Origin of the sequence: Bradyrhizobium sp. SZCCHNRI1009 (assembly GCF_032487575.1) — a bacterium.
Lineage (GTDB): Bacteria > Pseudomonadota > Alphaproteobacteria > Rhizobiales > Xanthobacteraceae > Bradyrhizobium.
This window is the reverse complement of sequence record NZ_JAUEUL010000024.1, coordinates 19,625-38,565: the sequence shown is the minus strand read 5'-3', so window position 1 is coordinate 38,565 and position 18,941 is coordinate 19,625. Positions and strand designations below refer to the sequence as shown.

General features: G+C 66.7%; 18 protein-coding genes. 13 read left to right on the top strand and 5 right to left on the bottom strand.

Features of this window, described 5'->3' with window-relative positions; translation table 11 throughout:
- Positions 1 to 22: 22 nt before the first annotated feature.
- Both QX010_RS28020 and QX010_RS28015 read right to left on the bottom strand, forming a co-directional pair.
- Complete coding sequence (locus tag QX010_RS28020) at positions 23 to 958, bottom strand: hypothetical protein (RefSeq protein WP_315805609.1); 936 nt, start codon at positions 956 to 958, stop codon at positions 23 to 25.
- Positions 959 to 1,156: 198 nt separating this feature from the next.
- Positions 1,157 to 2,665, bottom strand: coding sequence for a hypothetical protein (locus QX010_RS28015; protein ID WP_316183020.1), 1,509 nt, complete (start codon positions 2,663 to 2,665; stop codon positions 1,157 to 1,159).
- A 354-nt stretch (positions 2,666 to 3,019) separates the two neighbouring features.
- Here QX010_RS28015 and dnaK point away from each other — a divergent pair, with 354 nt between their 5' ends.
- From dnaK to QX010_RS27970, 9 genes are all read left to right on the top strand, one after another.
- On the top strand, positions 3,020 to 4,915 hold the full coding sequence (dnaK, locus tag QX010_RS28010; RefSeq protein ID WP_315805611.1) for a molecular chaperone DnaK: 1,896 nt from the start codon (positions 3,020 to 3,022) through the stop codon (positions 4,913 to 4,915).
- Between the two features lie 145 nt (positions 4,916 to 5,060).
- Complete coding sequence (gene dnaJ, locus QX010_RS28005) at positions 5,061 to 6,191, top strand: molecular chaperone DnaJ (RefSeq protein ID WP_316183019.1); 1,131 nt, start codon at positions 5,061 to 5,063, stop codon at positions 6,189 to 6,191.
- 242 nt (positions 6,192 to 6,433) lie between these two features.
- Positions 6,434 to 7,036, top strand: coding sequence for a class I SAM-dependent methyltransferase (locus QX010_RS28000; RefSeq protein ID WP_315805613.1), 603 nt, complete (start codon positions 6,434 to 6,436; stop codon positions 7,034 to 7,036).
- 45 nt (positions 7,037 to 7,081) lie between these two features.
- On the top strand, positions 7,082 to 7,660 hold the full coding sequence (locus QX010_RS27995) for an NAD(P)H-dependent oxidoreductase (RefSeq protein WP_316183018.1): 579 nt from the start codon (positions 7,082 to 7,084) through the stop codon (positions 7,658 to 7,660).
- Between the two features lie 6 nt (positions 7,661 to 7,666).
- A complete protein-coding gene (pyrF, locus tag QX010_RS27990) occupies positions 7,667 to 8,398 on the top strand; it encodes an orotidine-5'-phosphate decarboxylase (RefSeq protein WP_316183017.1) in 732 nt (243 codons plus the stop codon).
- Positions 8,399 to 8,431: 33 nt separating this feature from the next.
- Positions 8,432 to 8,734, top strand: a complete 303-nt coding sequence (locus QX010_RS27985; protein ID WP_172113622.1) for a DUF1330 domain-containing protein — start codon at positions 8,432 to 8,434, stop codon at positions 8,732 to 8,734.
- 95 nt (positions 8,735 to 8,829) lie between these two features.
- The gene (dapB, locus tag QX010_RS27980) at positions 8,830 to 9,648 is read left to right on the top strand and encodes a 4-hydroxy-tetrahydrodipicolinate reductase (protein WP_316183016.1); all 819 of its coding nucleotides are present in this window, start codon (positions 8,830 to 8,832) and stop codon (positions 9,646 to 9,648) included.
- 24 nt (positions 9,649 to 9,672) lie between these two features.
- Complete coding sequence (locus QX010_RS27975) at positions 9,673 to 10,296, top strand: 2,3-bisphosphoglycerate-dependent phosphoglycerate mutase (RefSeq protein ID WP_315805617.1); 624 nt, start codon at positions 9,673 to 9,675, stop codon at positions 10,294 to 10,296.
- Between the two features lie 970 nt (positions 10,297 to 11,266).
- Positions 11,267 to 12,031, top strand: coding sequence for a hypothetical protein (locus QX010_RS27970; protein ID WP_316183015.1), 765 nt, complete (start codon positions 11,267 to 11,269; stop codon positions 12,029 to 12,031).
- A gap of 237 nt (positions 12,032 to 12,268) precedes the next feature.
- Here QX010_RS27970 and QX010_RS27965 read toward each other — a convergent pair whose 3' ends face one another.
- Entirely contained in the window at positions 12,269 to 13,168 is a 900-nt protein-coding gene (locus QX010_RS27965) for a bifunctional helix-turn-helix domain-containing protein/methylated-DNA--[protein]-cysteine S-methyltransferase (protein WP_316183050.1), read from the bottom strand.
- Positions 13,169 to 13,484: 316 nt separating this feature from the next.
- Positions 13,485 to 14,018 (bottom strand): DUF2244 domain-containing protein, encoded by a 534-nt coding sequence (locus QX010_RS27960; protein ID WP_316183014.1) that lies wholly within the window; start codon positions 14,016 to 14,018, stop codon positions 13,485 to 13,487.
- 22 nt (positions 14,019 to 14,040) lie between these two features.
- Between QX010_RS27960 and nth the strand changes: the two genes are divergently transcribed.
- The 4 genes from nth to QX010_RS27940 all read left to right on the top strand — a co-directional run bounded on the left by nth (position 14,041) and on the right by QX010_RS27940 (position 18,228).
- Complete coding sequence (gene nth, locus QX010_RS27955) at positions 14,041 to 14,850, top strand: endonuclease III (protein WP_316183013.1); 810 nt, start codon at positions 14,041 to 14,043, stop codon at positions 14,848 to 14,850.
- Between the two features lie 206 nt (positions 14,851 to 15,056).
- Complete coding sequence (locus tag QX010_RS27950) at positions 15,057 to 16,109, top strand: type III polyketide synthase (protein WP_316183012.1); 1,053 nt, start codon at positions 15,057 to 15,059, stop codon at positions 16,107 to 16,109.
- Positions 16,106 to 16,612 carry an isoprenylcysteine carboxyl methyltransferase family protein gene (locus tag QX010_RS27945; RefSeq protein WP_316183011.1) on the top strand — a complete coding sequence of 169 codons (507 nt, stop codon included), beginning with the start codon at positions 16,106 to 16,108 and terminating at the stop codon, positions 16,610 to 16,612. Before QX010_RS27950 ends, QX010_RS27945 begins: the two co-directional genes overlap by 4 nt.
- A complete protein-coding gene (locus QX010_RS27940; protein ID WP_316183010.1) occupies positions 16,609 to 18,228 on the top strand; it encodes a DHA2 family efflux MFS transporter permease subunit in 1,620 nt (539 codons plus the stop codon). Before QX010_RS27945 ends, QX010_RS27940 begins: the two co-directional genes overlap by 4 nt.
- Here the strand turns inward: QX010_RS27940 and QX010_RS27935 are convergent.
- A complete protein-coding gene (locus tag QX010_RS27935) occupies positions 18,166 to 18,918 on the bottom strand; it encodes a sulfate transporter family protein (RefSeq protein ID WP_316183009.1) in 753 nt (250 codons plus the stop codon). The genes QX010_RS27940 and QX010_RS27935 overlap by 63 nt on opposite strands.
- Positions 18,919 to 18,941 lie beyond the last annotated feature (23 nt).

Here is an 18,941-nt window from a genome sequence, read left to right as displayed (position 1 = left end):
GCCGTCCGATGCCGGGCTGGTCTCAGCCTCTTGGCTGGATGCCGTCGCGGACGGCACGGAACCGCGGGAAGGCCGCCGACCACTGGTCGCGCGGCGCGCTGCCGATGATCCGCAACGTGTTCGGCCCGCCGAAGCGCAGCCACTGCACCACCGTCACCGGCGTATTGTCCTTGCCGCTGGTGGCGTCGATCCGGGTCTCATAGGCCGGCTGGCCGTCGATGCGGATCGGCTCGGACATCGTGATGCGCGCTTCGCGGACGCCCGGAATGGTGGTGGCCGCCTGCTGCGCCACGCGCGCGCGGTCGCCCGCCTCCGGGGCCACGCCGGCCACCAGCCCGATCACCACGAAGGGCGCGGCCTCGAATCCCTTGTCCTCCTCGCCGTCGGCGAGGATCAGGGCGCCCGGCCCGAGCGTGCGGATGGTCTTGAACCCGGAGAGGTCGGTGACCTTGAACGGCATCATCGCGAGCTGCTCGTCGACCGGAACGTCCTTGCGGACGACGGCGGAGGCGAACATCTGGCGCACGGCATCGTCGGTATAGATCCGGCTCGCGGTCTCCGGGATCTGCACGGCCACGTAGCCGGAGAAGCCGTTGCCGGGCAGGATCATCGAGTAGCGCCGCACCGGCGTGTTGCCATCGCGGCCGTTCTCGACGGTATAGTAGGCGGTGCCGGCGGCGGTCTCGATGCTCTCCGGCTTGACGCTGCCGGTCCCGGCGGGATTGGCGGTAAACGCGTTCTTCACCTCGCCATAGGCGGCGGCGGGCAGTTCGGTCAGCAGCACCTTCACGCTCTGGTCCTCGGTTTCGAAGCCGGAGAACGTCTTGGCCTTGGCGAGCCCGACCAGCGGCGCGAGCCCGATGCGGACGCCGGGCGGAAATACGGCGTCAGTGGCCCATGCGGGGTGCAGCAGCGAGATCAGCAGGGTGGCCGCGGTGAAGAGTCGAACGATCATCATCAAACATTGCCTCGTTGACCGGGGCCGCGCGCCGAGGCGGTCGGGGGTCCTCGCCAGCGTGGTCTTCGGCGGGCACGCTTTTAGCGGCTTTGCGCCCCCCGCAACAGGCCGGGCGCGCGGTTTTGATCGCCTGCGGCGGTCGGCGCGCTCCGGCGGGGCACATTTTGCCTCAAAAGGCGGATTCAGGATGGTGCAGCGCTAGCCGCGCTTCAGGATTTCGACGCCGTCGACGGTCTGTACCAGCACATAGGGCGCGAGCAGGGCCCTGAGCTCGGGGTCGGAACGCGCCCAATCGCCCCAGTCGCTGTTCTGATTGTCGATCAGGACGACGTCGGGCGGCTGCTTCCGGAAGTCGGCGATGATCCCGGCGCGTTCGCGTTCCACATAGGGCGCGAGCCGCTGCGCCGTCTGTGAATCGATGGTTCCGTCCTGTTGCGATCGGCGGACGATTTCCCGGACCCAGAACGCCTCCTGGCGCGAGATCCAGGTGCCACCGAGGGTCCGCACCATCGGGTGGCCGATGACCGCGGCCGCGCTGAGCACCAGCATGCTCGGTCGCGGCCCGAGCCGCGCCACCTGGGCTTCAATCTGCCGGACGTCGACGCTGCCATTGAACCAGAGGCAGGTCTGCACGAACAGCACGGCGCCGGCGAGAGCGGTGGCGACCTGCGGCCAGCGCCGCATGTCGCGGCGGGTGTCGATCGCCGACGCGGCGAGGCCGGCGGCGAGCAACGCCAGCGCGACCATGGGATAGGCGTGATAGCCCCAGCCCTTCTGCTGCGCGACGAACGACACCAGGAATCCGAGCGATCCGGCCAGCGTGGTGAAAGACGCCGCGTCGCGCGCGTGCTGCCGGCGTTGGAGGAGGAGAATGGTGATCGCTGCGGCAAGCCACAGGCCCATCGGCAGGGTCACGAGGATGGTCGGCACCGGCGCCTTCAGGAGCAGATAGACGTCGCGGACCAGCGGATAGATGAGCGTGAAATATTCGGGAAAGAACAGGTAGATACAGGCCGCGTTGAGCAGCACCAGCGCCGCGGCGATCCAGTTCTCCAGCGCGAACAGCACGCGCCAGTCGCGCGCCTGAGCGGCGGCGGCGAGAATGCAGAAGCCGGCGCTGAAGGCGAAATAGGGCTTGAAGCTCATCGTGAGGCCGGCGCTGAGCCCGGCGATGAGCACGGCGGCCGGGCCCACCCGCTCGCCCCTGGCGCGCAGGATGTACACCGCGATCGCCGGCAGGATCGTGATCAGGGCCAGGTGTTCCCGCTGGCCGAAATCATACATCGGCGCGATCAGGAGCAGGGCGGCCGTCCACGCCGCCAGCCAACCGTCGGCGAGGCGATGGCGCAGGGCCGATGTCCGCAGCACCAGCCACACCAGCGTCAGGGATGCCGCGGCCAGCGCGAAGATCAGGATGTTCGTCGCCAATTCGGGCCTGAGATGGATCGCACGCGCCAGCGCGACGGCCAGCAGATAGACCGATCCGGCCATCGGCGGATTGGTCTCGAGGATGTCGACGTAGAGCCGCTGGCCATCGAGCATGCGCTCGCTGACGAGGAGCCACCAGCTGACATCGACATTGAGGGGAAGGGTGTATCGCAGCCACGCCGCTGCAACCACGATGGCGCAGATCAGCAGTCCGGGGAACGTGGCCTGGCCGGCTTCGCGCGCACGCTGCGGAAAGCCCCAATCGGTGTCGATGACCATGCCTCATTCCCGTCCCAGGAGTGCGGCAGGCTAGGGCCCGTGGGTTAACAACGCATTTCGGTCATCGGGGCAGATCCGGAGTACCGGATTCGTTGCTCCCTGCCCGCGATCGCACCCTCCCGTTTAGGGCGCTGCCAAGGTCGATTGGCCCTTCTTGATGACTCCGCGAGGTCGTTCGGCGAGGGCCGTGATTTTCGTGGGGTCGAACCCCTGGTCCGGTCCTTGCGGGCCACTCCCCCCCTCCTATATGACGCTCATCGTCGCAATATCGCGAGCATTTGATCTGAGGGGGTTTTGGATGGGGGCGCCGTCAGGGCCCCACCCAACCTGCCGCAAAAAGAAGGATATGAGACCATGGGAAAGGTCATCGGGATCGATCTCGGCACCACGAATTCGTGCGTGGCCGTTATGGACGGCAAAACGTCGAAGGTCATCGAGAACGCCGAGGGCATGCGCACCACGCCGTCGATCGTCGCCTTCAGTGACGACGGCGAACGTCTGGTCGGCCAGCCGGCCAAGCGCCAGGCCGTGACCAACCCCGAGCGCACCTTCTTTGCGGTCAAGCGCCTCATCGGCCGCCGCTATGATGACCCGATGGTCGAGAAGGACAAGAAGCTCGTCCCCTACAAGATCGTCAAGGCCGGCAACGGCGACGCCTGGGTCGAGGCCGACGGCAAGACCTATTCGCCCTCGCAGGTCTCCGCCTTCATCCTGCAGAAGATGAAGGAGACCGCGGAAGCCCATCTCGGCCAGAAGGTCGACCAGGCCGTCATCACCGTCCCCGCTTATTTCAACGACGCCCAGCGTCAGGCCACCAAGGACGCCGGCAAGATCGCGGGCCTCGAGGTTCTGCGCATCATCAACGAGCCGACCGCGGCGGCGCTCGCCTACGGCCTCGACAAGACCAAGGCCGGCACGATCGCCGTGTACGACCTCGGCGGCGGCACCTTCGACGTCTCCATTCTTGAAATCGGCGACGGCGTGTTCGAGGTGAAGTCGACCAACGGCGACACCTTCCTCGGCGGTGAAGACTTCGACATGCGTCTGGTCAGCTACCTCGCCGACGAATTCCAGAAGGAGCAGGGCATCAACCTGCGCAACGACAAGCTCGCTCTGCAGCGCCTCAAGGAAGCGGCCGAGAAGGCCAAGATCGAGCTGTCGTCGACCACGCAGACCGAGATCAACCTGCCCTTCATCACCGCGGACCAGTCCGGTCCGAAGCATCTGACGATGAAGCTGACCCGCGCCAAGTTCGAGGCGCTGGTGGCCGACCTCGTCGAGAAGACCATCGAGCCGTGCCGCAAGGCGCTGAAGGATGCCGGCCTCACCGCCGGCGAGATCGGCGAAGTGGTGCTGGTCGGCGGCATGACCCGCATGCCGAAGATCCAGGAGATGGTGAAGCAGTTCTTCGGCAAGGAGCCGCACAAGGGCGTCAACCCCGACGAGGTGGTGGCGATCGGCGCCGCGATCCAGGCCGGCGTGCTGCAGGGCGACGTCAAGGACGTGCTGCTGCTCGACGTGACCCCGCTCTCGCTGGGCATCGAGACCCTGGGCGGCGTGTTCACCCGCATCATCGACCGCAACACCACGATCCCGACCAAGAAGAGCCAGGTGTTCTCGACCGCCGAGGACAATCAGAACGCGGTCACCATTCGGGTCTTCCAGGGTGAGCGCGAGATGGCGGCCGACAACAAGATGCTCGGCCAGTTCGACCTGATGGGCATTCCGCCGGCCCCGCGCGGCATGCCGCAGATCGAGGTGACGTTCGACATCGACGCCAACGGCATCGTCAACGTGTCGGCCAAGGACAAGGCCACCGGCAAGGAGCAGCAGATCCGCATCCAGGCCTCGGGTGGTCTGTCGGAAGCCGACATCGACAAGATGGTCAAGGACGCCGAGGCGAATGCCGCGGCGGACAAGAAGCGCCGCGAGGCGGTCGACGCCAAGAACCATGCCGACGCGCTGGTGCACTCCACCGAGAAGGCGCTGGCCGAGCATGGCTCGAAGGTCGCCGACACCGAGCGCCGCGCCATCGAGGATGCCGTCAGCGACCTCAAGGAAGCGCTGAAGGGCGACGATGCCGAGGCGATCAAGGCCAAGACCAACACGCTGGCCCAGGCGTCGATGAAGCTCGGCGAGGCGATGTACAAGCAGCAGGCCGAGAGCGATGCGGCCCGCGACGCCGCCAAGGATGACGTGGTCGACGCGGAGTTCACCGAGGTCGACGACGACAAGAAGAAATCTGCTTAACTGAGGCAGAGGTAGTGACCATGACCCCCATGCCAAAGAGCGCTTTCAGCGGCTCGTTGGATGGGGGTCATTTTCATTGACCCGGAACGCGCGCGGCGATCGCGCCAGCCGTTCCTGTTGGGCGAAGTTCGGGCGGGTTTGATTGATGTCCACCAAGCGCTGCTACTACGAGACCCTGGAAGTCGAACGCGACGCCGACGAGGGCAAGCTCAAGGCCGCCTTCCGCAAGCTGGCCATGAAGTGGCATCCGGACAAGAATCCGGGCGATGCCTCCAGCGAAGTGAAATTCAAGGAGATCAACGAGGCCTATGAGGTGCTGCGCGACGCCGACAAGCGCGCCGCCTACGACCGCTATGGCCACGCCGCCTTCGAGCAGGGCGGCATGGGCGGCGCGCACGGCTTCGGCGCCGGCTTTGCCTCCTCGTTCTCCGACATCTTCGAAGACCTGTTCGGCATGGCCGGCCAGCGGCGCGGCGGCACGGGGCGCGAGCGCGGCGCCGACCTGCGCTACAACATGGAAATCACCCTGGAAGAGGCGTTCCAGGGCAAGACCGCTCAGATCGAGATTCCGGTCTCGGTGACCTGCGAATCCTGCTCGGGCACCGGCGCCAAGGCCGGCACCAAGCCGAAGACCTGCGCGATGTGCGGCGGCGCCGGTCGCGTCCGGCAGGCGCAGGGCTTTTTCACCCTGGAGCGCACCTGTCCCGGCTGTCACGGCCGCGGCCAGATGATCGAGGACCCCTGTCCGTCATGCTCCGGCTCGGGCCGCGTCACCCGTGACCGCACGCTGTCGGTCAACATTCCCCAGGGCGTCGAGGACGGCACCCGCATCCGTCTCGCCGGCGAGGGCGAAGCGGGCCTGCGCGGCGGGCCGCCCGGCGATCTCTACATCTTCCTGTCGCTGACGGCCCACGAGTTTTTCCAGCGCGACGGCGCCGACCTGCACTGCCGCGTGCCAATCTCGATGGTGACGGCGGCGCTCGGCGGCGAGTTCGAGGTGCCGACGATCGACAAGGGCAAGACCAAGGTCAAGATTCCCGCCGGAGCGCAGTCCGGCCGCCGCTTCCGGATCGCGTCTAGGGGCATGCCGGTGCTGCGCTCGCGCCAGACCGGCGACATGTATGTCCAGATCGTGGTCGAGACGCCGCAGAACCTGACCAAGAAGCAGCAGGAGCTGCTGGCCGAGTTCGAGAAGTTGTCGTCCGGAGCGACCCAGCCCGAGGCGGCCGGCTTCTTCACCAAGGTGAAGGACTTCTTCGGCAAGGCGGCGAGCTGAGCCGTGAGTTCAAGCAAGCACGGCCTCGTGGTTTCGCCGAATGATTTCGGGATTCAGATTCAGAGGTCGAGCGAATTTGCTGCTCTGCACATGCAAAAAATTATCGAATGCAACTGTAAGAGCGCGGACCCGCCAGCCTTAATCGTACGTTACGGTTCGGCTTGACCGTCCCGCCTGCGCCCTATAGGTCTTTGTGACTCTTTTCTGACATCGCCGTGAAAGCGGTCCCGTCTGGTACCGAGATGCCCCTGCAAACGTCCGTGCGTGCGTCGAAAAAGCCTCTCCGTCTGGACGACGAAGTGCGCTTCCTCCGCTCATGGATCGAAAAGCCGCTGCATATGGGCGCCGTCATGCCGTCGGGCCGGCTGCTGGCGCGGACCATGGCGCAGTACGTCGATCCGCACGGCACAGGCCCTGTCATCGAGCTCGGACCGGGCACCGGCGCGATCACCAACGCGCTGGTCGAGCGCGGGGTCGATCAGAAGCGGCTCGTGCTGGTCGAGTACAATCCGGGCTTCTGCGCGTTGCTGCGCGACCGCTACCCGCAGGCCAAGGTGGTCCAGGGCGACGCCTATCGCCTCCGCGACACGCTCTGGAACGTGCTCAGCGCCCCTGCCGCGGCCGTCGTCTCCGGCCTGCCGCTCGTGACCAAGCCGATGCTGACGCGCATGAAGCTGATCCGCGATGCGTTCGCGGCGATGTCGCCGAATGCGCCGTTCGTGCAGTTCACCTATTCCGTCGTGCCGCCGATTCCCAAGTCGCTGCCCGGCGTCACCACGCAGGCCTCCGAGCGCATCTGGATGAACCTTCCGCCGGCGCGCGTCTGGGTGTATCGCAAGCCCTGACCGGCGGCCGCGATCCTTCGTGGCGGGTCGCTGACCGACCTCACGATGTCCGCGCTGAAGATCCTCATCATTCCCGGCTCGACCCGGGCCGGCTCGCACAACGCGAAGCTCGCCGCGGCCGCCGCCTATCAGTTCGTGCAGGCTGGCGCCGACATCACCCGTATCTCGCTCGCTGACTTCCCGCTGCCGATCTACGACGCCGACCTCGAGGCGCAATCGGGCATTCCGCATCACGCCGTGAATCTGACGCGCATGATCGGCGTTCATCATGCCGTGCTGCTGGTGACGCCGGAATACAACGCCTCGGTGCCGCCGCTGCTGACCAACGCAATCACCTGGATCTCGCGGGTCGACGAGCCGCCCGGCAGCCGCGGCGCGGTTTTTCGCAGCCGGCCGTTCGCGATCGCCGCCGCCTCCGAGAACCGCTTCGGCGGCATCCGCGCGCTCGCCGCCTTGCGGCTGGTGCTGACCGCCTGCAATGCGACGGTGATCCCGAGCCAGCTCGCGCTGGCCTTCGCCGACAAGGCCTACAACGACATGGACCGGCTCAAACTGCCCGCCGACATCACGGCGCTCGATGCGCTGGTGCGGGAGCTGATCGCAACAGCGCAACATACGATGTGAGGTGACATGCCGACCGAGATTGCTCCGCGCGACCGTCTGATCGTGGCGCTCGACCTGCCCGGCGTGGCCGAGGCCGAGGCCATGATCGCAAGGCTGGGCGATGCCGTGACGTTCTACAAGATCGGCATGGAGCTGACCTATGCCGGCGGGCTCGGCCTCGCCGAGCGGCTTGCGGCCGAGGGCAAGCACGTCTTCATGGACCTCAAGCTGCACGACATCCCGACCACCGTCGAGCGCGCCACGAGGCAGATCGCCCGGCTCGGCGCCCGTTTCCTTACCGTGCATGGCTTCTCGCAGAGCATGCGAGCGGCGCTCGCCGGCGCCGCCGGCTCCAGCCTCGAGCTGCTCGCCGTCACCGTGATGACGTCCTACGATGATGCCGACCTCGCCGCCGCCGGCTACGCCATGGGCGTCAAGGAGCTCGTCGCCAGGCGCGCCGTGCAGGCCAAGGAGATCGGCATCCACGGCCTGATCCTGTCGCCCGAGGAAACGGCGCTGGTGCGTCCGCTGGTCGGGCCTGACATGCAGCTCGTGACCCCCGGGATCCGTCCGGCGGGATCCGACGTTGGCGACCAGAAGCGCATCATGACCCCGGCCCTGGCGATCGCCGGCGGCGCCGACCGCCTCGTCGTCGGGCGTCCCGTCACCGGCGCTGCCGATCCGGCTGCGGCCGCCGAGAGCATCGTCGCCGACATCGCCGGCGCCGTGGCGCTGGCCGGCAAGACCAATCGCACGTAAGCAACAGCGACCGAGAACAGGGAGACGACAGGGATGCCCAAGGCCTATTGGATCGCGCGGATCGACGTGCACAACATGGACGGCTACAAGGAATACGTCGCGCAGAACGGCGCGGTGTTCCACCAGTACGGCGCCAAGTTCCTGGTCCGCGGCGGCCAGTACGAGACCAGGGAGGGCACCTCGCGCTCGCGCAACGTCGTGATCGAGTTCAAGGACTACGCGACCGCGCTGGCGTGTTACAATTCTCCTGAATACCAGCGCCTGGTCGCGATGCGCGCGCCGCATTCGCAGGGCGATCTGGTGATCATCGAGGGCTATGACGGCCCGCAGCCCTGATCGCCGCCCGCCCCACACCACGCGCGACCTGGCCTCGCTCGGTTGCCGCCGCCATCGGCCCCGGCTATAGCCCTTGAAGGAGCGGAGGAGCTGAGATGTCCAAGATGCGCTTGATCGTTGCCGGAGCTGGCGGCCGCATGGGCCGCGCCCTGGTGCGTGCAATCGCCGAGACCGACGGCGCCGTGCTGGCGGGTGCGCTCGAAGCCCCCGGCTCGGAGCTGATCGGCAAGGACTCCGGCGCCCTCGCCGGCCTGCCTGCCAACGGCATCAAGCTGTCGGGCGACCTCTGGACCATGTCCGCCGAGGCCGACGGCATCCTCGATTTCACCGTCCCGGCCGCGACCATCGCCAACGTCGCCATCGCCGCCGAGCGCGGCATCGTCCACGTCGTCGGCACCACCGGCCTGTCGTCGTCGGACGACGCCGTCATCAAGAGCGTCACCAAGCGCGCCATCGTCGTGCAGTCCGGCAATATGAGCCTCGGCGTCAACCTGCTGGCGGCGCTGGTCAGGCAGGTGGCGAAGTCGCTCGACGCCGGCTTCGACATCGAGATCCTCGAGATGCATCACAAGCACAAGGTCGACGCGCCCTCCGGCACCGCGCTGATGCTGGGACGTGCGGCTGCCGACGGCCGCGGCATCACGCTCGACCAGCATTCCGCCCGCGGCCGCGACGGCATCACCGGCGAGCGCCGCTCTGGCGACATCGGCTTCGCCTCGCTGCGCGGCGGCACCGCCGCCGGCGATCACAGCGTCATCTTCGCCGGCCCTTCGGAGCGACTGGTGCTGTCGCACCAGGCCGAGGACCGCATGATCTTCGCCCATGGCGCGCTCAAGGCGGCGCTGTGGGCGCACGGCAAGCCGCCGGGCTACTACACGATGGACGACGTGCTCGGCCTCAAGGACCTGTTCTAGTTCAACGTCGATGGAAGCGAACTGATGAGTGAACGTCTCCTGGTGCTGGTGCGCCACGGCCAGAGCGAGTGGAATCTGAAGAACCTGTTCACCGGCTGGAAGGATCCGGACCTGACCGAGCAGGGCGTGGCCGAGGCCAAGGAGGCCGGGCGCAAGCTGAAGGCGCAGGGGCTCGTCTTCGACGTTGCGTTCACCTCGGTGCTGACGCGCGCCCAGCACACGCTCGACCTGATCCTGACCGAGCTCGGCCAGACCGGCCTGCCGACAAGTAAGAATCTCGCGTTGAACGAGCGCGACTATGGCGATCTCTCCGGCCTCAACAAGGACGACGCCCGCGCCAGATGGGGCGAGGAGCAGGTCCACATCTGGCGCCGCTCCTACGACGTGCCGCCGCCCGGCGGCGAGAGCCTCAAGGACACGCTCGCCCGCGCGCTGCCCTACTACGTCCAGGAGATCCTCCCCGGCGTCCTCCGCGGCCAGCGCACCCTCGTCGCCGCCCACGGCAACTCGCTCCGCGCTTTGATCATGGTGCTGGAGAAGCTCTCCCCGGAAGGCATTTTGAAGCGCGAGCTCGCGACCGGCGTACCGATCATCTACCGGCTGAACGCGGATTCGACCGTGGAGTCGAAGCTGGATTTGGCGGGCTGATCGAGCACGCGCTGATCGAGCTAATGAGCTCGTCATGCCCGGGCTTGACCCGGGCATCCATTCCCTTGCAGAAGGGCCGTCCAAAAAGATGGATGGCCGGGTCAAGCCCGGCCATGACGGTCTGAGTGACCTAACGCCGACTTGGCCCTGAGATCGCGCAGTTCGCGGACGCGTGCCTTACGCGGTCCGGGTGACACGGACGCCCGGATCGCCTTTTCCCTGATTCACATCTCAAACAACTGAAGACACGGTCCCACGATCTCGCGGCGCATCTCGCCCGAGTCCTGCTTCAACCATGTCCCTCCGAAAGATGAGAGGGCGCAGGGAATGCCGGGTGAAGGCCTCACCCATGGCCCGCCTGCGTAAAAAAATGCAGGCGGCAGGTACCACAGGTGCTGCCGATCATCCGGCATTCCCTGCGCGATGGTCTTCACGCTTATACGCAGTCTCCCTGGTGCGCCGGGCTTGTTGGCCACCATCCCCACGCGAAGCGAAGCTTCGTCGTGAGTTGATACCAGCGTCGGGGTATCAGGACCCTGCGACTTCACGTCCGCAATCCAGCCGTTCGTCGGCGCGCCCATAAGGACACGCTGCGGCAGACCGCGGCCATCGCCTCCCCACCTCGCGTGTCGTGACGATCGCGCGCAACGCCCCTCTCGTTGAGGCGGGATGGGCGGATAAAATCACAATTTCTGTAAATACGCAAGAGAATTATATTTTTTAGAAGTCGCTCACCAGATAGCAAACGCGATTTCGATACGTTGCGATCGATGATCTCTCCTGCGAGATCGAGGCGCTCGACGAACCGGGGTGTTACGGTCAACGTGAGGAGTTGATCGCCGAAGGCCATTGAAAATATTCAAGCTTTTCGACCACCACGCCACCGCTTTGTACCGGTCTCGTGTCCTGCCATCAATTCTCTGAAGCAAGCCGGCTCCCAAATTCGGCGCCCCACACCTACATCAGTGGAATGTCAGACACCGCCAAACTCCCTTCTGCACCGCCCGCCGTCGCTCGGACCAACACGCCGCCGCCCGGCTGGGCTGACGATGAGCTCACCAAGTTCCTACAGGAGACTCATCAGCAACAGTATGCCACCTTCCACAACAAGAAGGCCGCGACCGCCCGGCTCGTAGCAATCGACGAACTCTTCGTCAGGATTTCGAAGCACTGGGTAAACCCACCAAGCGAAGTTGAGGCGATGCTTCTGCTCCGCTGCCATGCCGCGATGCGTGCCGCCGCAGGAGAAGCGATGGCCGGGCAGGCCGTGGAGTGTTACCGCCAGTGCCGGGGTATGCTTGAGAACGCGGCCTATGCCGTTCACATTCGTCGCGACCCGTCACTGGCGACTGTTTGGCTTAACCGGCATCAGGACGAGGCGGGCATGAAGGCGTCGAAGAAGGCGTTCAAGCATGTTGCCGTCGCAGCGTCTGTGACCGCAGCGAATCGGCACGCCGGGCAGCGCTTCGAGGACCTTTACCAACGCTGCATCGACTGGGGCGGCCATCCGAATGAGCGCTCCGTCACTGGCAACATGAAGATTATTGATGAGCCGGACCGCCGATTGATGCTCGCGATCATGTTGCACGGCGACGGCATTGAACTGGACACGGCATTGCGGACTACCGCCCAGTGCGGAATGGTGTCACTGGAGCTTTTGCAGGTCCTCTACAACGCGAAGTTCGAGTTGCTCGGCATCAACGCCGCAATGCTCGAACTGCGGAAGGGTCTCTAAGATCGAACGGACCGCGTCACCGGGCGAAAAAATACGGCGCCAATCGATCGCGTGTGTCCGCTTGCAGCTTCCCCCATCTTCTAGGACTCGGTCCGCATGGGTACCGAACTCGACCACGAGTCGACATGGCTTCATACAGATCGGCGACTGTGACGCTACGCCGATAAGGGTCCACCCCAAGCTAATCGGAGGGCCAATGCAGCCTTACGCTAATCCAGATGGGCATGATAGTTCCTTCTACCCCATCCCCACCTGTCCGGCCTCCCACCCGATCATCGCCTGCTTGCGCGTCAGCCCCCAGTGATAGCCCGTCAGCGCGCCGGTCTTGCCGAGCGCGCGGTGGCACGGCACGACGAAGGAGATCGGGTTCTTGCCGACGGCAGCGCCGACTGCGCGCGAGGCTTTCGGCGACTCCAGCCTTGTCGCGATATCCGAGTAGCATACGGCGCGGCCCATGGGGATCTTGAGCAGGGACTCCCAGACGCGGACCTCGAAGTCGGTGCCGATCAGCACGACGCGCAGCGGCTGGTCGGGGCGCCACAGGGTCTTGTCGAAGATGCGTTGGGCGAGGCCGGCGGTGCCGGGGACGTCCTCGACATAATCGGCGCGGGGCCAGCGGCTCTTCATGTCGGCGAGCGCGCCAGCCTCCTCGCCGGGGTCGGCGAAGGCGAGGCCGGCGAGGCCGCGCGGGGTGGCCATGACGAGCGCCATGCCGAACGGGCAGGGGTGGAAGCCGTAGCGCAAGGTGGTGCCGGCGCCGCCGGTCTTCCATTCGCCGGGGGACATCGCCTCGTGGGTGACGAACAGGTCGTGCAGCCGGCCGGGGCCCGACAGGCCGGAATCGAGCGCGGCGTCGAGCACGCTGGCCGAGCCTTTCAAGAGGCCCTTGGCATGGTCGAGCGTCAGCGCCTGCATGAACGCCTTCGGCGTCAGCCCGGCCCAGCGCCGGAACAGGTGGTGCAGCTCGTCCGGCGTCAGGCTGGCGGCGTCGGCCATGTCCTCGATGGTCGGCTGCCGGCGCCAATGCTCCGAGATGAACGCGATCGCGCGGCGCACGGCGTCGTAGTCGCGCAGATCAGCGGAATGTTGCGGGCCCGGCTTGGCCAGGGCGGAATCGTGAATGGCGAGGGTCATCATGATCCGGATGTAGGGCGGCCGGGACGGGGACTCCACCCGATTTCTGATCGGGGGGCTAGGGGGGCGGCCGGTTTTGGTCTGATCCGGGACGGTGCTGGCTTGCTCCGTCATTCCGGGGCATCGCGCAGCGATGAGCCCGGAATCCATAACCACGAGAAGACGTGTGAGGCGAGATGCCCACTCCTCGCGTGCCCCACATGATGTCCTGTGGGTATGGGTTCCGGGCTCGCGCTGCGCGCGCCCCGGAACGACGGCGGAGGTGATGGTGGGTACTTCCGTCTGGGTACCAGACCCGCCGCGCAGTCCCGCCGGCCCGCTACAGCGGATTATACACCGGCCCGCGTTTCGCGGCCTGCAGGCCGGCCGTCAGGGCTTTCGCAAAGCTCGCCTTTTCCTCCGGCCCCAGAAAGCTCGCGATGGCGACGCGCTGGCCGCGGGCGACGAGGTAGAGGTGCTCGATGCCGAACTCCTCATGGCTCTCCGTATCGAGCCGAACCCAGAGCGGGTTGAAGCGCCATTCCATGACATGGCCCTTGTGGCTCACCCGGCGCAGGCGCAGCTCGGTCAGGGTGATCGAGACGTCCTCGTAAGCCTTGGCGCGGCGGAAGTTGACCTTGAAGGCCCAGTAGATCGCCAGCGCATCCAGGCCGAAGAAGCCGAGCACCGGCCAGGCGCCCATCAGCAGCGAGGCGAGGCCGCCGATGAAGCTGATGGCGCAGACCACCACCATCAGCACCAGAAAGCCGGTGCGGTTGAGCGAGCGATGCGGCGTCAGCCGGGCCGAGAACAGCTCGGGATCAGCGGCGTCGTTGCCGGTCTCCTGATACGCAAAAGCGTTGCCTGGCGTCATGGGGCCTCAGTATACCCGGATCATGGCCAAAATCACCCGCCCCCAACGCGCCAAGCCGCTGCCGGTTCGCAAGCCTGCCAAGAAGGCCGTCAAAGCCGCTCCCAAGACGGCCCCGAAAGCCGCCGCCAAGGCCGCGAAGAAGACGCCAAAGGTCTCCCCGGCCCGGCCCGTCAAGAAAACCTTGAAGGCGACCAAGCCCTGGACCCCGGAAGAGGTGCGCGAGGCGTTCAGCCGCTTTGCGGCGGCCAATCCGGAGCCCAAGGGCGAGCTCGAGCACCTCAACCCGTACACGCTGCTGGTCGCCGTGGTGCTGTCGGCGCAGGCGACCGACGCCGGCGTCAACAAGGCGACGCGGCCGCTGTTCGCGGTCGCCGACACGCCGCAGAAGATGATCGCGCTCGGCGAGGACACCGTGCGTGACACCATCAAGACCGTCGGCCTCTATCGTACCAAGGCCAAGAACGTGATCGCGCTGTCGCACAAGCTGATCAACGAGTTCGGCGGCGAGGTGCCGCGCACGCGCGCCGAGCTGGAATCGCTGCCGGGCGCCGGGCGCAAGACCGCGAACGTCGTGCTCAACATGGCGTTCGGCGAGCACACGATGGCGGTCGACACACACGTGTTTCGCGTCGGCAACCGCACGGGGCTGGCCCCCGGCAAGACCCCGCTCGAGGTCGAGCTCGGGCTGGAGAAGGTGATCCCGGCCGAGTTCATGCTGCATGCCCATCACTGGCTGATCCTGCACGGCCGCTACACCTGCCTCGCGCGCAAGCCGCGCTGCGAGCTGTGCCTGATCAAGGACCTCTGCCGCTGGCCGGAGAAGACCGCCTGATACGTTGAGGACGACGAACGGTTGCACGCGCGCGTGCGATTGACAGTCACCTTTACGTCACGCGCCGACGCGCTCTCACCATCGCCGGGCCACATCGCCGCCCGCATTGGTCATAAGATGGAACAGTAATCCGGGCGATGTGAGTGGCGCGTGAGAATTCCCGCGTTCTCGGACTTTTTGCGCCGGGACGTGGAAGGATCGATCGCATGGACCATACCGCCGCCCTCGTGTCGCTCGCGACCGCTGTGCCGCCGCATCAATTCCGTCAGAACGAAGTGATGGAAGCGGCGCGCGTGGTGCTGTCGCCGCGCTTTCCGCAGTTCGACACGATGGCGAGCCTGTTCGCCAACACCGGCATCCGCCAGCGCTACGGCGTCAAGCCGATCGAATGGTACATGGAGCGGCGCGGCTGGCCGGAGCGCACGCAGGCCTATCTCGAAGGCGCCGAGGCGCTGTTCGTCGACGCGACGAACAAGGCGCTGGCGCAGGCCGATCTCACGGCTGCCGAGATCGACACCATCGTCAGCGTGAGCTCGACCGGCATCGCGACGCCGACCTTGGAGGCGCGCGTCGCCGGCCGCATGGGCTTCCGCTCCGATGTCTCGCGCGTGCCGGTGTTCGGGCTCGGCTGCGCCGGCGGCGTCTCCGGCCTGTCGATCGCCGCGCGGCTGGCGCAGGCGCGGCCCGGCACCAATGTGCTGTTCGTGACCTTCGAATTGTGCACGCTTGCGGTGCGCCACGACGAGCTGAGCAAGGCCAACATCGTCGCGCTCAGCCTGTTCGGCGACGGCGCGGCGGCCGCGATCCTGCGCGCCGGCGATGGCGGCCAGACGCGCGTCGAGGCGACCGGCGAGAAGCTGTGGCCGGATACGCTTGATATCATGGGCTGGAGCGTCGATCCCGAAGGTTTTGGCGTGATCTTCCAGCGCACGATTCCGGACTTCGTCACCGAGAACATGGGCCCCGCGGTCAACGAGATCCTCGGCAACATGAAGCTGTCGCCCGGCGACGTCGACCGCTTCGTCTGCCATCCCGGCGGCGCCAAGGTGATCACGGCGCTGGAGCGCGCGCTGTCGATCGGCCAGGGCACGCTGGATCATGAGCGCGAGATCATCGCCGACTACGGCAACATGTCCGCGCCGACGGTGTTGTTCGTGCTGGAGCGCGCGCGCGCCCGCGGACTGCCGCCGCGCTCGGTGCTGACCGCGCTCGGACCGGGTTTCACCGCAAGCTGCGTTTCACTGAGGCACGCCGCATGACCTTCGCCGCCTTCGTCCTCGCGCTCGTCACCATGCAAAGGCTCGGGGAGCTCGTGCTCGCCCGCCACAACACCCGTCGCCTGCGCGCCATGGGCGCGGTCGAGGTCGGCGCGGATCATTATCCGCTGATGATCTCGATGCACGCGGCCTGGCTGGTCTCGCTGTGGCTGCTCGGCGCCGACCAGGAGGTCGACCCGTGGCTGCTGTCTGGCTTCGTGCTGCTGCAGGGGCTGCGCTGGTGGGTGCTCGCGACGCTCGGTCCGCGCTGGACGACGCGCATCATCATCCTGCCCGGTGCGCCGCTGGTGACCGATGGTCCCTATCGCTACATCTCGCATCCGAACTACCTGGTGGTCGCCGCCGAGATCGCGCTGCTGCCGCTGGCGCTGCATCTGCCGCTGATCGCGCTGATCTTCTCCGGCCTGAATGCGGCGGTGCTGTTCATCCGCATCCGCGCCGAATCCGAGGCGCTCTCGGGCATCGGCGGCGGCCAGACGGCATGAGCGGGTCGGCCGCGCCGCAGGATCGTCCGAGCATCGCCACCTGGCTCGGGTTCATCCTGATGTGCGTCGGCATGTTCATGGCGATCCTGGACATCCAGGTGGTGGCGACGTCGCTGCCGACCATCCAGGAGGCGCTCGGCATCACGCCCGAGGCGATGAGCTGGATCCAGACGGCGTATCTGATCGCCGAGATCATCGCCATTCCGCTCACCGGCCTGCTCACGCGCGTGTTCACCTTGCGCTGGCTTTTCACGGGCGCCGTCGGCATCTTCACCGCCGCCTCGCTCGGCTGCGCGTTCAGCGGCGATTTTCACACGCTGCTGGCGTTCCGCGTGCTGCAGGGCTTCTTCGGCGGCCTGTTGATTCCCGTGGTGTTCTCCGCCGTCTTCCTGCTGTTTCCGCCGCGCCTGCACGCGGTCGCGACCACCATCGGCGGCGTCGTCGCGGTGCTCGCGCCGACCATCGGGCCCGTGGTCGGCGGCTTCATCACCAACACCTGGTCGTGGCCTTGGCTGTTCCTCATCAACATCGTGCCGGGTGTCATTGCCGCGCTGGTGACGCCTGGCCTGCTGCCGAAGCAGCGCGTGGATCTCGCGGAGCTCGACAAGCTCGATTTGTTCGCGCTGCTGCTGCTCGCGGTGTCCCTGGCCAGCCTCGAGCTCGGGCTGAAGGAGGCGCCGAAGGGCGGCTGGCTGTCGTCGAACTGCATTGCGTTCCTGGTGCTGAGCGCGTCATGCCTCACCTTGCTGATCCAGCGCCTGCTCGCCGCGCCATATCCGATCCTGCGGCTCGGCAGCTTCCAGCGGCGGTCGTTCACGCTCGGCTGCCTGTCGAGCTTCTGCCTCGGCATCGGGCTGTTCGGCTCGGTCTATCTGATGCCGGTGTTCCTCGCCTTCGTGCGCGGCCACGATGCGTTCGAGATCGGCAAGATCATGCTGGTGACCGGCGTGGCGCAACTGATTGCGGCCCCGCTCGTGACGGCGCTGGACGGCAAGGTCGATGCGCGTCTGCTGACGGCGTTCGGCTTCGTGCTGTTCGGCGCGGGGCTTGCCGCGAGCGCGTTCCAGCCGCCGACCGCAGACTATCAGGAGATGTTCTGGCCGCAGGTGGTGCGCGGCGTCGGCATCATGTTCTGCCTGCTGCCGCCGACACGGATCGCGCTCGGCGACCTGCCGCAGGCCGAGGTCGCCGATGCCAGCGGGCTGTTCAATTTGATGCGCAATCTCGGCGGCGCCATCGGCATCGCGCTGATCGACACCATCATCTACGGCCGCGTCGCCATGCATGCGCAGGCGTTCCGCGACCGCCTGATGGCCGGCGACACCGCGGCGGCCAAGGCGATCGGGCTGGCGCCGGAGCTGCTGCGCAACCGGCCGCGCGGCGTCTCGGAGGAGCAGGCGATCGCCTATGTCCGGCCGCTGGTGGAGAAGGCCTCGCTGGCGCTGTGCGTCAACGAGGCCTGGTCGCTGCTCGCAGGCATAGCGCTGCTCGGCTTCCTGCTGATCCCGTTTGCGCGCAACAAGGCCGTGAGCCTGTCGCCGCGGATGATGGCGCTAGAGGCTGCGCAGCCGGCGCTCCGGCGACGGCTCGATCAGCTCGGGCCGCGGTCCGGATAGGCGCTTGTGCAGGTGGACCATGAAGGCCATGCCGAACAGCGGCGTCGCCAGGTTCACGATCGGGATGGTGACGAAGGCCGCGATGATCAGGCCCGCGGTGAACACGGTCACCGCATTGTCGCGCCGCATCGCCTTCGCTTCCGCCGGCGGCCGGAAGCGCATCGCGGCGAGCTCGAAATATTCGCGGCCGAGCAGCCAGGCGGTGGCGAGGAAGAAGATCACGAAGCCGGCGCCGGCCAGGAACACGAAGGGCAGGGCGATCAGATAGACCAGGATGGTGAGGCCGGCGGCCTTGAGGCCTTCCGCGATCGCGACGCCGAACGGCAGCGCGACGCCGGGGCGCTCGGCCGGATAGTGCTCGCGCTCGACGAGGTCGGCGACGTCGTCGACGAACAGGCTCGCGATCAGCGACGTGATCGCCGGCATCAGCATGATGCCGCCGAACACCACGCCGAACCCGGCGGCGATCGAGATGATCCAGGTCAGCACCTCGAGCGTGCCGTGCGAGTTCGGCCCGAGCATGGCTTCCGCCCAGCCCTCGCCGGCGGTCGCGAGCCAGGTCAAGAGCCGCTGCAGCCCGATCGCGAGCACCGTGACCAGCACCAGCGCCAGCCCGATCGAGCGCCACAGGATCGAGCGCATCGGTGGCGACAGAATTTGCGAAATCGCCTTGATGGCGGCGTCGATCATGGCGGGTCCCTCGCTGCAAAGCC